Annotated in this window: 9 protein-coding genes; 3 read left to right on the top strand and 6 right to left on the bottom strand. The window is 33.5% G+C overall.

Features of this window, described 5'->3' with window-relative positions; translation table 11 throughout:
* Positions 1-101: 101 nt before the first annotated feature.
* On the bottom strand, positions 102-773 hold the full coding sequence (gene folE / locus OA85_RS11680) for a GTP cyclohydrolase I FolE (protein WP_039109972.1): 672 nt from the start codon (positions 771-773) through the stop codon (positions 102-104).
* Positions 774-1,012: 239 nt separating this feature from the next.
* On the bottom strand, positions 1,013-2,233 hold the full coding sequence (locus OA85_RS11675; RefSeq protein ID WP_039109971.1) for a pyridoxal phosphate-dependent aminotransferase: 1,221 nt from the start codon (positions 2,231-2,233) through the stop codon (positions 1,013-1,015).
* Between the two features lie 126 nt (positions 2,234-2,359).
* Between OA85_RS11675 and OA85_RS11670 the strand changes: the two genes are divergently transcribed.
* Positions 2,360-3,694: a retropepsin-like aspartic protease gene (locus OA85_RS11670; RefSeq protein WP_039109970.1), complete on the top strand. Its 1,335-nt coding sequence runs from the start codon at positions 2,360-2,362 to the stop codon at positions 3,692-3,694.
* A gap of 56 nt (positions 3,695-3,750) precedes the next feature.
* Here OA85_RS11670 and OA85_RS11665 read toward each other — a convergent pair whose 3' ends face one another.
* On the bottom strand, positions 3,751-4,140 hold the full coding sequence (locus OA85_RS11665; protein WP_039110294.1) for a DUF1573 domain-containing protein: 390 nt from the start codon (positions 4,138-4,140) through the stop codon (positions 3,751-3,753).
* Positions 4,141-4,357: 217 nt separating this feature from the next.
* Here OA85_RS11665 and OA85_RS11660 point away from each other — a divergent pair, with 217 nt between their 5' ends.
* Both OA85_RS11660 and OA85_RS11655 read left to right on the top strand, forming a co-directional pair.
* Positions 4,358-6,991, top strand: coding sequence for a valine--tRNA ligase (locus OA85_RS11660; protein ID WP_039109969.1), 2,634 nt, complete (start codon positions 4,358-4,360; stop codon positions 6,989-6,991).
* A gap of 277 nt (positions 6,992-7,268) precedes the next feature.
* Entirely contained in the window at positions 7,269-7,646 is a 378-nt protein-coding gene (locus tag OA85_RS11655) for a hypothetical protein (protein ID WP_039109968.1), read from the top strand.
* 192 nt (positions 7,647-7,838) lie between these two features.
* Here the strand turns inward: OA85_RS11655 and OA85_RS11650 are convergent, their stop codons facing one another.
* From OA85_RS11650 to OA85_RS11640, 3 genes are all read right to left on the bottom strand, one after another.
* Positions 7,839-10,157: a TonB-dependent siderophore receptor gene (locus OA85_RS11650; protein WP_039109967.1), complete on the bottom strand. Its 2,319-nt coding sequence runs from the start codon at positions 10,155-10,157 to the stop codon at positions 7,839-7,841.
* 349 nt (positions 10,158-10,506) lie between these two features.
* Positions 10,507-12,939 (bottom strand): TonB-dependent receptor domain-containing protein, encoded by a 2,433-nt coding sequence (locus tag OA85_RS11645; RefSeq protein ID WP_039109966.1) that lies wholly within the window; start codon positions 12,937-12,939, stop codon positions 10,507-10,509.
* 25 nt (positions 12,940-12,964) lie between these two features.
* Positions 12,965-13,810 (bottom strand): cytochrome-c peroxidase (locus OA85_RS11640; RefSeq protein ID WP_039109965.1); only part of this gene is annotated, 846 nt, incomplete at its 5' end.

Here is a 13,810-nt window from a genome sequence, read left to right as displayed (position 1 = left end):
TTCCCGCTGTTCGCTATATCTTTTTATGGCTAAAAAGCCATAAAAAGGATGCCGCTTCCATCAGGGCTAGGGCTTATCGTTAAATAGATTTTTTTTGTAATTTAGAACTTCGTCTCTAATTTAATATAATCCAAAAACTCTCTTTTAGTTTGAACATCTTTAAATTTTCCTCCAAATTCTGAGGTTACCGTGCTACTTTCAATATCGCTGATTCCTCTTGAATTCACACAAAGGTGTTTGGCATCAATCACACAAGCGACATCTTCAGTACCTAATGCCATTTGTAATTCTTGAACAATTTGCATAGTCAAACGTTCTTGCACCTGAGGTCTTTTGGAATAATATTCTACGATTCTATTCATTTTTGAAAGTCCAATTACTCTTCCATTAGAAATATAAGCTACGTGAGCTCTTCCTATAATTGGTAATAAATGATGCTCACAAGTTGAGTAAAGAGTAATGTTTTTTTCGACTAGCATTTCGCCGTATTTGTAATTGTTGTCAAAAGTAGATGCTTTTGGCTTTTTTGTAGGATTCAATCCTCCAAAGATTTCTTTTACAAACATTTTAGCAACACGATTTGGAGTTCCTTTCATGCTGTCATCCGTCAAATCCATTCCAAGAGTAATCAGAATATTTTCAACGTCTTTTTTTATTTTTTCTATTTTTTCTTCATCTGAAATAGCAAATGCATCTTCTCTTACTGGATTTTTTGCACTTGTACTAATGTGATTGTTTCCTATCTCGTCTTGAAATTCTTCGTTATTTATCATCAAAAAGGTACTATTATATTGGGTATGTAAATTTAAGCGGTAAAGATAATTAATAAAAACTAAAGAATTTCTATCGTTTATACTATTTAATGATGACTTTATAGCGATCATCGGTAAAGCAGGATTTTCTAATTGCTTCAAAAAAACAAAGGCAATAACTTTTTGGTTACTGCCTTTTGTAAAGTATTTGAAATCTTTTGGTTATCAATAGAATAACGAAGATGTTTTTTAATTTGTAATTATTCTACTTCAATTAATTTTTTTAATCGAGTTGAATTATAAACTGGAATAGCTTCTTTTAGAATCCGAACGGCGCTAATCAAATCTTCTTTTTTAAGAACATAAGCAATACGCACTTGGTTTAATCCCATTCCTGGAGTCGAATAAAAACCGGCAGCTGGAGCAACCATAACGGTTTCACCATTCAAATCATAACTTTCTAAAAGCCATTGTGCAAAATCATCTGTATTGTCAACAGGAAGTTGTGCAATACAATAAAAAGCAGCTTTAGGTTTGGTAACGATTACCCCTTCGATTTTATTTAATTCGGAAATTAAGGTATCTCTACGCTCTTTATATTCTGTAATTACTTCATCAAAATAACTTTGAGGAGTATCAATGGCTGCTTCGCAAGCTATTTGTTCAATTGTTGGAGGGCACAAACGAGCTTGCGCAAATTTCATCGCTGCTGAAATTACCTCTTTATTTTTTGTAACCATACATCCAATTCGAGCTCCACACATGCTGTAGCGTTTGGATACTGAATCAATCATGATGACATTTTGTTCCAGTCCTTCAAGATTCATTACGGAATAATGAATGTCTTCATCATATATAAATTCTCTGTATACTTCATCAGCAATCAAGAACAAATCGTATTGTTTAGCTAGTTTACCCAATTGCAAAATTTCTGATTCAGAATACAAATAGCCAGTTGGGTTACTTGGATTACAAATTAAAATTGCTTTGGTCTTTGAAGTAATTAGTTTTTCAAATTCTTCAATTGGAGGCAATGTAAAACCGCTTTCAAAAACAGAATTTACAGGAACTACCGTAGCCCCGGATTCTGCGGAAAAAGCACTGTAATTAGCATAAAATGGTTCCGGAATAATGATTTCATCTCCCTGATCCATAATACTTCCTAAAGCAAATAAAAGTGCCTCAGACCCACCAGTAGTTATCATGATGTCTTCAAAAGATACTTTTACATCCTGATTGGTGTAAAATTGGGCTAATTTTTTTCTATAACTTTCATAACCAGCAGAAGGACCGTATTCAATAATACTTAAATCAATATTTTTAATGGCTTTAATGGCGACTTCTGGACTTTTTATATCGGGTTGACCTATGTTCAAATGGTATACTTTATGACCCTTTTTTTTAGCCATTTCGGCAAAAGGAGCCAATTTTCGTATTGGTGATTCGGGCATTTGTTTGCCTCTGTTGGATATATTTGGCATGTTTAAAATTATTGAAGTGCAAATTTGCAATTTTTTTTTCAAACTTACTGTAATTAATAAGTCTATTTGGTATCAAAAACGCACTATTATGTTGTATTTTTAGTAACTTTATACAAAGAATTCTTAATGAAAAAGGTAATTATTTTATTTTTTCTCCTTTTCAATACCTTGACTATTTTAGCACAAGATGGTTTTCAGTTTAGTAAAAAGGTCGATAAAGTGACTATTCCTTTCAAATTTATTAATAATTTAATTTTCATTCCTATCAAGGTCAACGGTGTAGAATTAAACTTTTTGTTGGATTCAGGTGTTGAAGAAACCATTTTGTTTAGTTTGGAAGATAAAAAAGAAATCGAATTTTCTAATGTTGAAAAAATAACGCTGCGTGGTCTGGGAAGCGAAGATGCCATCGAAGGTTTAAAATCGACTAATAATATCTTAGAGGCGGGAGGGTTGAAATCGAGCAATCATTTGTTGTATATCGTTTTGGATCAGGAATTTAATTTATCTTCTCATGTTGGAATTCCAGTAAATGGAATTATTGGATATCAGTTTTTTAGAAACAATCTGGTAGAAATTGATTATGAAAGAAGAAAAATAATTGTTCATAGTGACATTGAAAAAAATAGAAAGAAAATAGAGAGAAAATTTGAGAAAGTTGCTATTACAATTGAAAAACTAAAACCATACATCATAAATACTATAAGTATTGATTCTGTTGCGTTTCCTGCTAAATTATTAATAGATATTGGTAATAGTGATGCACTTTGGCTCTTTGAAAGTCGTTCCAAATTGATAAAAGTTCCTGTTAAAAATTTTGAAGATTATTTAGGCAAGGGATTTAGCGGCGATGTAGAAGGGAGAAGAGCAAAAATTTCAAAATTTACAATGGCGAAATTTGAATTTAATAATCCTATTGTTGCTTTCCCGGATTCCAGTTCAGTGCGAAATGTTAAAATGGTTCCTGGTAGAGTTGGCTCTGTTGGAGGTGAAATTTTAAGAAGATTCGCAGTCGTTTTTGACTACACTAATGGATTTTTGTATTTAAAGAAAAATAAAGAATATTTCTCTCCTTTTAATTATAACAAAAGTGGAGTTGAAATACAGCATCACGGTTTGCAATGGGTACAGGAAACAGTGCCTCTCCAGACGGTTCCTAAGGTGGTTTTGGATGATCCTTTTGCATCAAAAACAGATAAGAATACGAGCGATTTTAAATATAAATTCAATTTAAAACCAGTTTATGAAATTGCTAATGTCAGAAAAAATTCGCCCGCAGCAAATAGTGGTTTACAAAAAGGAGACGTAATTGTTTCAATCAATAAAAATTTTGGATACAAATATACTTTGCAGGAAATTAATTCCCTTTTTAAATCAGAAGATGAAAAATGGATTGTATTAGAAATTGAGAGAAATGGTAAAATTCTTAAATTTAGGTTTCAGCTTCAGAATATTCTATAAAAAAAGCGCTATTTGAATTAATATCAAAAAGCGCTTTCACTATATCTAAAAATACCTTAATTAGGCATTACTTCTCCTTTAATTTTTAAGGCAACCCTTCCTTCTTCGTAATTCACTGCGTTAGATTCTACAGTAATTGTTTTGCGGATAGGACCAGGAGCCATATTATATTTTACTTCAATTTTTCCTGTTTTCCCAGGTTGTATCGGTGTTTTTGGTTGCGATAAAATGGTACTGCTTGCAGTCGATTGTACCGAAGTGATAACTAAGGGAGTATTTCCGGTATTAGTAAATTCAAAAGCTCTTATGCCGTTGTCACTGGATTTGGAAATCCTACCATAATCAATAGTATTGTCTTTAGCTGCAAATTCAATTTTAGCACCAGATTGGGCAAAACTTAGACTGCTTGCAAATACGATTGCTATTAAAGTTATTATTTTTTTCATTTTCATTTTTTTTGATTCGGTTAAGTAAATGTACTTTCTTTTAATTAATGCACAAATATTTATTTCTCTTTTTATAGTGTACTTAATTATTTACTTTTGTCCCAATTAGAATTACAAATATCAGACCAAATTTTAAAAGGTTATTTGTTGACTTGGTTATTTGTTTAACTGAACAAACAAACAATCGAATTTAACGATTAAACGAATCTATAATAAAATGACAATTCCTGCACAATTCGACGCCAAAACTATTGAGAATAAGTGGTATGACTACTGGATGAAGAATAATTATTTTCACTCGGAGCCAGACCATAGAACACCATATACTATAGTAATTCCACCACCGAATGTTACTGGGGTTTTGCATATGGGACACATGTTGAACAACACCATTCAAGATGTATTAATAAGAAGAGCGCGTCTTAAAGGCTTTAACGCTTGTTGGGTTCCAGGAACGGATCATGCTTCTATAGCTACTGAGGCTAAGGTAGTTGCGAAATTAAAAGCAGAAGGAATCAATAAAAACGATTTGACACGTGAAGAATTTCTGGCGCATGCTTGGGAATGGACTGACAAATATGGTGGCGTAATTCTGGACCAATTGAAAAAACTAGGTGCTTCCTGTGATTGGGAACGAACCAAGTTTACTATGGATCCTGATATGTCAGCATCGGTAATTCGTTCTTTTGTAGATTTATACAACAAAGGTTTGATTTACAGAGGATACCGCATGGTAAACTGGGATCCTGAAGCAAAAACGACTTTGTCTGATGAGGAAGTAATTTATGAAGAACAACAAGGAAAATTATATTTTCTAAAATATAAAATCGAAGGAAGTGAAGATTTCCTGACGATTGCAACCACACGTCCGGAAACTATTTTTGGAGATACTGCAATTTGCATTAATCCAAATGACGAACGTTTTGCTCACTTGAAAGGCAAAAAAGCAATTGTGCCTATTTGCGGAAGAGTAATTCCAATTATTGAAGATGAATATGTAGATATTGAATTTGGAACAGGTTGTTTGAAAGTAACTCCTGCCCACGATATGAATGACAAAGCATTAGGGGAGAAGCACCATTTGGAAATTATTGATATTTTCAATGAAGATGCGACTTTGAATAGTTTTGGATTGCATTATCAAGGAAAAGACCGTTTTGTAGTTCGTGAGGCAATTGCCAAAGAATTAGAAACGATTGGCGCTTTAGCAAAAACAGAAATTCACTTGAATAAAGTAGGGACTTCTGAAAGAACTAAAGCCGTAATTGAACCTCGTTTATCAGACCAATGGTTCTTGAAAATGGAGGATTTAGTAAAACCAGCAATTAAATCTGTTTTAGTAGACGGCGAAATTAAATTGCATCCAGCTCGTTTTAATAATACATACGCACATTGGTTAAATAACATTCGCGATTGGAATATTTCACGTCAATTGTGGTGGGGACAACAAATTCCTGCGTATTTCTATGGTGATGGAAAAGAGGATTTTGTAGTTGCTGAATCTATCGAAGAAGCTTTAGTTTTGGCTAAAGAAAGAACGAATAACTTGCAACTTACAACTTCAGACTTAACTCAGGATGTTGATGCTCTTGATACTTGGTTTTCTTCTTGGCTATGGCCAATGTCCGTTTTTGGAGGAATTATGGATCCAGAAAGTGAAGATTTTAAATATTATTATCCAACGAATGATTTGGTTACCGGTCCGGATATTTTGTTTTTCTGGGTTGCGAGAATGATTATTGCAGGTTACGAATATACAGGTAAAAAACCATTTACTAATGTGTATTTGACTGGTTTAGTGCGTGACAAACAGCGTCGTAAAATGTCTAAATCATTAGGAAATTCACCTGATCCTTTGGATTTAATCGAAAAATTTGGCGCCGATGGTGTTCGTGTGGGGTTGCTTTTGAGCGCTTCTGCAGGAAACGACATTATGTTTGATGAGGAATTGTGTAATCAAGGCAAAGCGTTTACAAACAAAATCTGGAATGCTTTTAAACTAATAAAAGGTTGGGAAGTTTCGGATGCCATACCGCAACCGGAATCTTCAAAAGTAGCGATTGAATGGTACGAAGCCAAATTGCAACAAACGCTTTTAGAAATTGAAGATAATTTCGAAAAATACAGAATCTCCGATGCTTTAATGGGAATTTATAAATTGGTTTGGGACGATTTCTGTTCTTGGTTCCTAGAAATGATAAAACCGGCATACCAACAGCCAATTGACAGCGTGACTTTTGCGAAAGCGATAGAAATGCTTGAAAATAACTTAAAATTATTGCATCCTTTTATGCCGTTCTTGACAGAGGAAATCTGGCAAATTCTTGCTGAAAGAACTACTGAGCAAGCGTTGATTGTTTCGACTTGGCCAGAAATGAAACCTTTTAATACGGGTTTAATTGCTGATTTCGAAAATACAATCGAAGTGATTTCAGGAATTAGAACAATTCGTAAAGACAAGAATATTCCGTTCAAAGATACGATTGAATTGAAAATTGTGAATAATGATAAAGTTTCGACTTATTTTGATTCGGTTGTGACTAAACTGGGAAACATCACTTCCTTAGAATATGTTTCTGATAAAGTGGATGGTGCTTTGTCTTTCCGTGTAAAATCGAATGAGTATTTCATTCCCATTACAGGAAATATAAATGTGGAAGAAGAAATTGCAAAACTTACAGCTGAATTGGTCTATACGCAAGGTTTTCTAAAATCAGTTCAAAACAAGCTGGCGAACGAGAAATTTGTGGCTGGTGCACCTGAGAAAGTCTTGGCAAACGAAAGACAAAAAGAAGCAGATGCTTTGTCTAAAATTGAAACTATCGAACACAGTTTGGCTGGATTGAAATAAGGATTAATTAGTCCATTTATAAAATTTAAAAACCCAATTCTGAAATTTTAGAATTGGGTTTTTTTATTAAAAAAATAAATAGTTTGTTTTTTGTCATGAATAATTTGCTTGTCAAAACCAATAATTTTGTGGTAGTTACAGGACAATATTTTATCGACGAACGTCATCGCGATTGTGATTTAAAGAGTATTTCTTCCTTTAAACGATTTTTGTGTATTTACTGACATATTGTTAATATGTTTGGTAAATAATTGTCAAATGCCACATTAGTAAAGAAATGAAGAAAATATTTAGTCCTGCTTATAGACAAGATTATCTTAAAGGATATTCAATTGGTTTGAATCCATTTCAGCAATTCAACAATGTAAAAAAGAATGAAGCTTTTGTTACTGGATTTAATTCTGGAAGATCAGATTATGAGCGAATGAACGGATACATTAGTAATGGAATTCCCAAACGTATCGTTACTGATAAAGTTTTGGAAGATTTTCTTGTTGCAGGCTTACTTGGCTTACCTATTGAAGCTGATGGGTATACTTCGCATCAAATTAATATGATTGAAAAATGGTATCAAAGTGGTATTGAGAAATATGACCCAAATCTAAGTGTTAGTCTTTTTGAAATACTTGAAGAGAACGGAATTCTAATCAATTAAGATATTTTACAGTTTTACAGTTTTTTTAATAAATAAATCTTTCGATATAAATGAAAAATCCGTGACTAAAGCACGGATTTTTTTATAGTAAGTTGTTTTTTTTAACAAAACAGAATCAAAAAACTTTTTCTGCTTTTAAAAAAATGAAAGAGACAGAAAAAGTTTTAAAAAATTGAAACTAAAATTTTTAAACTATAGCTTGTATTTTAAGCTTACCATTACTTGACGTGGTGCAATTGGGTTCACACTGTAATTTTCGTGAACGGTATAGTTCAATTCATCAGTAATGTTAGACACTTTGCACAAAATAGATACTTTTTGCCAATCGTAGCCTACAGAAGCATCAACGGTAGTATAACCTTGTAATGGAATATCTCGGTCTTCGATAGTAACAGTATATGTTTTTGGAGTAGTTACTGGTTTGTTTTCTGTCCATACATAACGGTCGTTCCAACCTCCTGTACGGTAGCCAATATAACTTCCAATTGCTCCTAAAGTTAGTCCTTTCAATGCGCCGCTTGGTAATTTGTAGAAAAAACTTAAATTAGCTGTATGCTTTGGAGTTCTAGCTAAAAGATCCCCTACTACAAGGCTTCCGCTTGTTCCTGAAGATTTTGAAATTTTGGTTTCATTAAAGCTATATCCAGCATTGATGTTCAAACCTAAAGCTGGTCTAGCAGTAATATCTACTTCAATTCCTTTTCCTTTTGTTCCTCCAACCAATTCTTTTAAATTGGTGTTTACGTTTGGCGAAATACCATCTGCTCCAAACTGAACTGTTTGAGCAAAATTGCTGTTTTGGATTTGATATACCGTAACATTGGTACTCAATATTCCTTTCCAGAAATCTTTTTTGATACCGGCCTCATATTGGTCTATGATAGAAGGATCTAATGGTTTTAAATCTACTGTTGTTCCTGTATTAGGAGTAAACGAGTTCGAGTAACTAGCAAACAAAGACAAATCTTTATTAGGTTGAATTACCAATCCTGCTTTTGGAGAGTAAGCTCTGTTTAAAGTTTTAACTCCAGTTGTAGGGACTGCATTTTCAAGAGTAGTTGTAATAGCGTCAACTCCATTAATTTTTTCGATTACTTCTTTTGAGGTTGTAACATCACTTTCTTGCCATGACCAACGCAGTCCTGCCAGAACTTTGATGTAATTGTTAACCGAAATTAAATCTTGCGCATATACACCAAAACGTTCTGTATCTGTGGTAGCTAGTTGCGTTGCTCTAGTAGGGTATGGCACATTCAGACTTTGTGTGCTATAATCGTAATTAAAAAGATTTATAGCAGTATTTTCGGTAGTGATAGCTGTTGTACCTGTTGGGGTAGCATAAAAGCCATACGTATAACTTGGTGCGGAAGAATTTTCATAATCAACTCCTGTGAATATTTGGTGCTTGATACTTCCTGTCTTGAAAGTTCCTTGCAAACTCAATTGATCTGCAAATATTTTTTCGGCAGCGTCAGATTGTGTTAAACCACGTTTCCAATTTCCATTGACATCAATCGTGTTTAACTGTGCAGTAGATTTTTGAGTTCTGTGGTACGATTGAAAAGAAGAATTGAAACCTAATTTCCAGTTGTTGTTAAAATCGTGATTGAATAGTATCGATGCACTAGATGATTTAGTGTTTCCTGTTGACCAAAGTGCACCAAAATATTTATTACTTGGAATGTCTAATATGGTTTTTCCAAAGATTCCTGTACCAAAATCAGGAGTCCAATCAGCACTTAAATAATCTCCTTGTGCTGTAATTTGTGTTTTGTCTGAAATTTTAAACAAAACCGATGGATTAATGTAAATACGGTCATTTTTTACAAAATCTCTAAAACTTTCTGAATTTTCGTAGGAAGCATTAAACCTATAAGCTATAGATTTATTTATTGGTCCGTAAAAATCAATCGCAGGTTTGTAAAAGGCATAGCTTCCCATTTGCATGGATAATTGACCCCCTTGGGTAAATTGTGGGGTTTTAGTAACTAAATTCAAGATTCCTCCAGGAGTTACGTTTCCAAATAATAATGCTGAACCTCCTTTTAGAAACTCTACTCTTTCTAAAGAAGATACTTCTGGAATAGAACCTGCATTAAAACGAAACCCATTTTTGAACATATTGTTGGCAGACATGTCATATCCTCTTGACCACAATGACTCTTGAGCGCCACCACGTGCGGAACCTACATAAACACCATTAGCATTTTTTATCACATCACTTAAACGAATAGCTTGTTGTTGCTCAATAATTTCAGCACCAATAACCTGTACACTTTGTGGTACATCCATTGGTTTTAAACCTGATCTTAAAGCAGATACTGGCTTTTTCTCTTTATTAACTGTAACAATAACTTCTTTAAGTACTCCTCCTTTTTTGTGTTTTATAGTATCTGAAACAGTATCAAATGTTTCTGATGTATTGGTGTTTTCCGCCGTGCTTGCTATCTCTTGTGCAAAGCTACTCAAGCTAAATAATAAGGTTAATGTAGGAAGTAAAATATATTTCATGATTGTTTATTTGGAATAATTAAAAATAACAATGCAAATATATAACCCGCTTTTGGTTTATCAAAACTTATTTAGACTAAATATTAATAAAAAATTAACAAAATTTTAAATTGCTGATAGCTAGATTTTTATGAATAATTAAAAATCAAAAAGTAATGATGGTATTAATCCAAATCTTGTAGAGTGTGTTTTTTTATCAAAAAAAAACACATCTCAAAATGAAATGTGTTTAATGAAAAGATGCGATTTGATAATTTTATTATACGATTATTCTGTACGAATACTAAAAAAATTAGCTGACAAATTTGTCAGCTAATTTTATCTTTAGAAAATAAAAAATAAATAGTATTTATTGAAATTTAGCAGTAAAACCTAAATAAAAACTTCTTCCTACCGCAGGGATTATTCCTGGACCAGGATATTCATCTGTTCTACGGGTAAAGTATGATTTATCAGTTAAATTATTAGCACCTAACTTGATTGCGAAATTTTTCAATTTGTAGGAAGCACTCCAGTCTAAAATAGTGTAAGCTGGAATATAACCCGCAACCGGATCTTCGCTGCTCGTTACATTTGAAGCGTCTCCGTAAGCATCTCCAACATAATTAACCTGTAAAGTAGTCGATAATTTACTAGTGCTAAAAATTAAACCCACACGATTTATAGTTTTAGCAGCGGCTTCGACTCTTTTTCCTTTAAATTCTCCTGTGGTGTATTTTGCATCTACATAGGCAAAGGAATTAAAAATACTTAAACCAAAATTAGATTGTGAATTGAAGTATTTTAGAATATTAAACTCGATATAACTTTCGATACCTTGGTGTACACTATTGGCAATATTTTTTCTAACAGAATAATAATCCCCAGTGACAGGGTCTGTCCCCAAAGTCACGCCAATACGTTTGTTATATGCCATATAAAATCCACCAATGTCAAAATTCAGGTAGTTTCTAATGGTACCCCTGTAGCCTAAATCACTGTTAAATCCTTTTGAATCTTTTAGGTTGGGGTCAATTTTTGAGCTAATTCCAAAAGGTTCTAATTGGCTGTAATCTATCGGGCGATAAGCTTGACTAATATTGGCATAGATACTAGTGTTTTTTCCAGGTTTTAATTCCAATCCAAGCCCCGCTAATGCAAAAGTTCTGTTTCTAACTTCATCTGTAATTTGAATGTCGCCTTCTACTTCTTTATGTCCTTTGGCAGTACTTCTTAAATATTCAAATCGAAAGCCAGGAGTAACAGTAAAGTTTTTGGAGACTTTAAAAATGTTTTCTACAAACGGAGCTAGATTTGTGGTGCTAAAATCCAAATCATATCCCCAATCTCCCGAAATTGATAAATCAAAATCGCTATTTGTCGTTCCTTCTCCACCTCCTTGACGCTTAAACCAAGCATAGCTCTGACGAACACCCCCTGCAAAAGTTGATTTTTGATTCCCCAAAGAATAATTTTGTGAAAAACGTATTTCGGTGGTACTGTTATTCATTTTTTCGATTCCCACTTCTCTGGGAACAAAAGCATTTGTAGTAAGATCAATGTCATCAGTAGCTGCAGCACCACCGTCTTCATTTCTCCAAACCAAAGAACGGCTGCTAAACAAAAAAGTTGACTTAACGCTCAAAGTGCTGTTTTCCGAAGGAGTATAATTGGCGTAAGCCGTTATGATATTCCATGGACTTTTTAGCCAGTTTCTTGCTCGTGTTGATGTTTTTGGGTTTGCATTGAATAAGCTATCGGTTAATCCTCCCGGCATTTTTATTTTATTTCGAAGTAAAGAATATTCAACTCCAAAATTTAATTTGTCGGAATGATTGTATTGTATTTTTCCAAATCCAGAAACTTGTGATTGCTGGCTGTTGGGTCTGTATCCTTCCATATTACGGTATTGTAAAAAGCCATAGTAGCTTATTTTTTTATAATTCCCACCAACAGAATTGAAGGAATTATACAAACCATAACTTCCTATAGTTTGTGAAGTAATGAATTCAAAAGGTTTCAATCCTCCCGGCATTTTTATTTTATTTCGAAGTAAAGAATATTCAACTCCAAAATTTAATTTGTCAGAATGATTGTATTGTATTTTTCCAAATCCAGAAATTTGTGATTGCTGGCTGTTGGGTCTGTACCCTTCCATATTACGGTATTGTATAAAGCCATAGTAGCTTATTTTTTTATAATTACCCCCTACAGAATTGAAGGAATTATACAAACCATAACTTCCTATAGTTTGTGAAGTAATGAATTCAAAAGGTTTGTTTTTTGGGACATCTTTAGTAACATAATTGACTAAACCACCAAACTGTGATCCAAATTGCAACGATGCTGCACCTCTGACCATTTCGATACGACTTACGGCTTCCATTGGTGGAATATAATAGGATTCATTATAACCATAAATATCAGCACTGATGTTATAGCCATTTTGTCTTGTGTTCATTTCGATACTTTGAGAAGGATTGAGCCCACGTGTCGCAATTCCGTTGGCTGTAAATCCGCTACTTTCAGTTTCTACAATATTCAATCCTGGGATTCTTCCCAGTATTTGACGTGTATTATTGATGGCTTTATTGGCATCGAGACTGTCAACAAGAATGATTTCATTTTTTTTGCCGGCATAAATGATTCCATCTTTACTATCGGTCATGTGCCCTACACCATTTACGGTTTTGAACCCTTTCACAATAACTTCTTTCAGGATATTTTTAGTATTTTTTTGTGCCTGTATGGTTTGTAGTCCAGCTAAAGCAACAAGAGTAAGTATTATTTTATTGAAATTCATAGTTACGGTTTTTATATATAAAAAATTATTTTCGGTAATGATCGGTTAGTGTTCTAAGAAATGCTTCTAGTTGACTTTCTTCTTCGGCTGTCATTTTTAAATCGCCCAATTCATCTCTATTCACGGTTTCAAGTACTTCTGGAGCTGCAAATTCGCTAGGATTTACATCGCGAACATTATAAAAATGAATGACTTCTTTTAAGGTCTTAAACGATCCGTTATGAAAATAGGGAGCCGAAATAGCAATGTTTCGCAATGTTGGAACTCTAAATTTTCCATTGTGTTCGGGTTGTGAAACGACACCACCAATGCCTAAATCAATAAAGTTTACTCCCGCAGGATTTACAGCTGTTGATTGGTTATAAAATGGATTTTTTTCGTTTCTGGGCACTCCTATATTGTCATAACTAAAATCAGTAAACAAAATTTTACCTGTTCTTTCGTCTGGCTCTAAAATGTGACATTGTGCACATTTTCCTTTTCCTTGAAAAACGGCTAATCCTTTCTTTTCATCATCCGTAAATTTGATCAATTGCTTGTTGAAATAATCAAATTTTGAGGTAAATGAATTCACTTCTTTAGATGTTTCAAAAACGGCTAAAGCATCGGCAACATAAGACATTAATTCTTCGTCAGTCTTTGCTACGCCGTATTCTTTTTCTATTTCAGAAAAGTAAGAGGCATTTTTTATCTTGGAAACTACATTTGCAATAGTGCCATTATTCATTTCTACTGCACCAATAAAGGGATGAATGAGCTGTTCTTTTAGGTTTGGAGATCGTCCATTAAGAAAAAGACCTCCAATATAAGTTTCATCGGTTGTATTATAGGTACGCTCTGGGGAAAATACATTGTAAGCTAAATTTGGAGA

Origin of the sequence: Flavobacterium sp. AED (assembly GCF_000812945.1) — a bacterium.
Classification (GTDB): Bacteria; Bacteroidota; Bacteroidia; order Flavobacteriales; family Flavobacteriaceae; genus Flavobacterium.
Note: the sequence above shows the minus strand (reverse complement) of the source record. Positions and strands in the feature narration are given on the sequence as shown.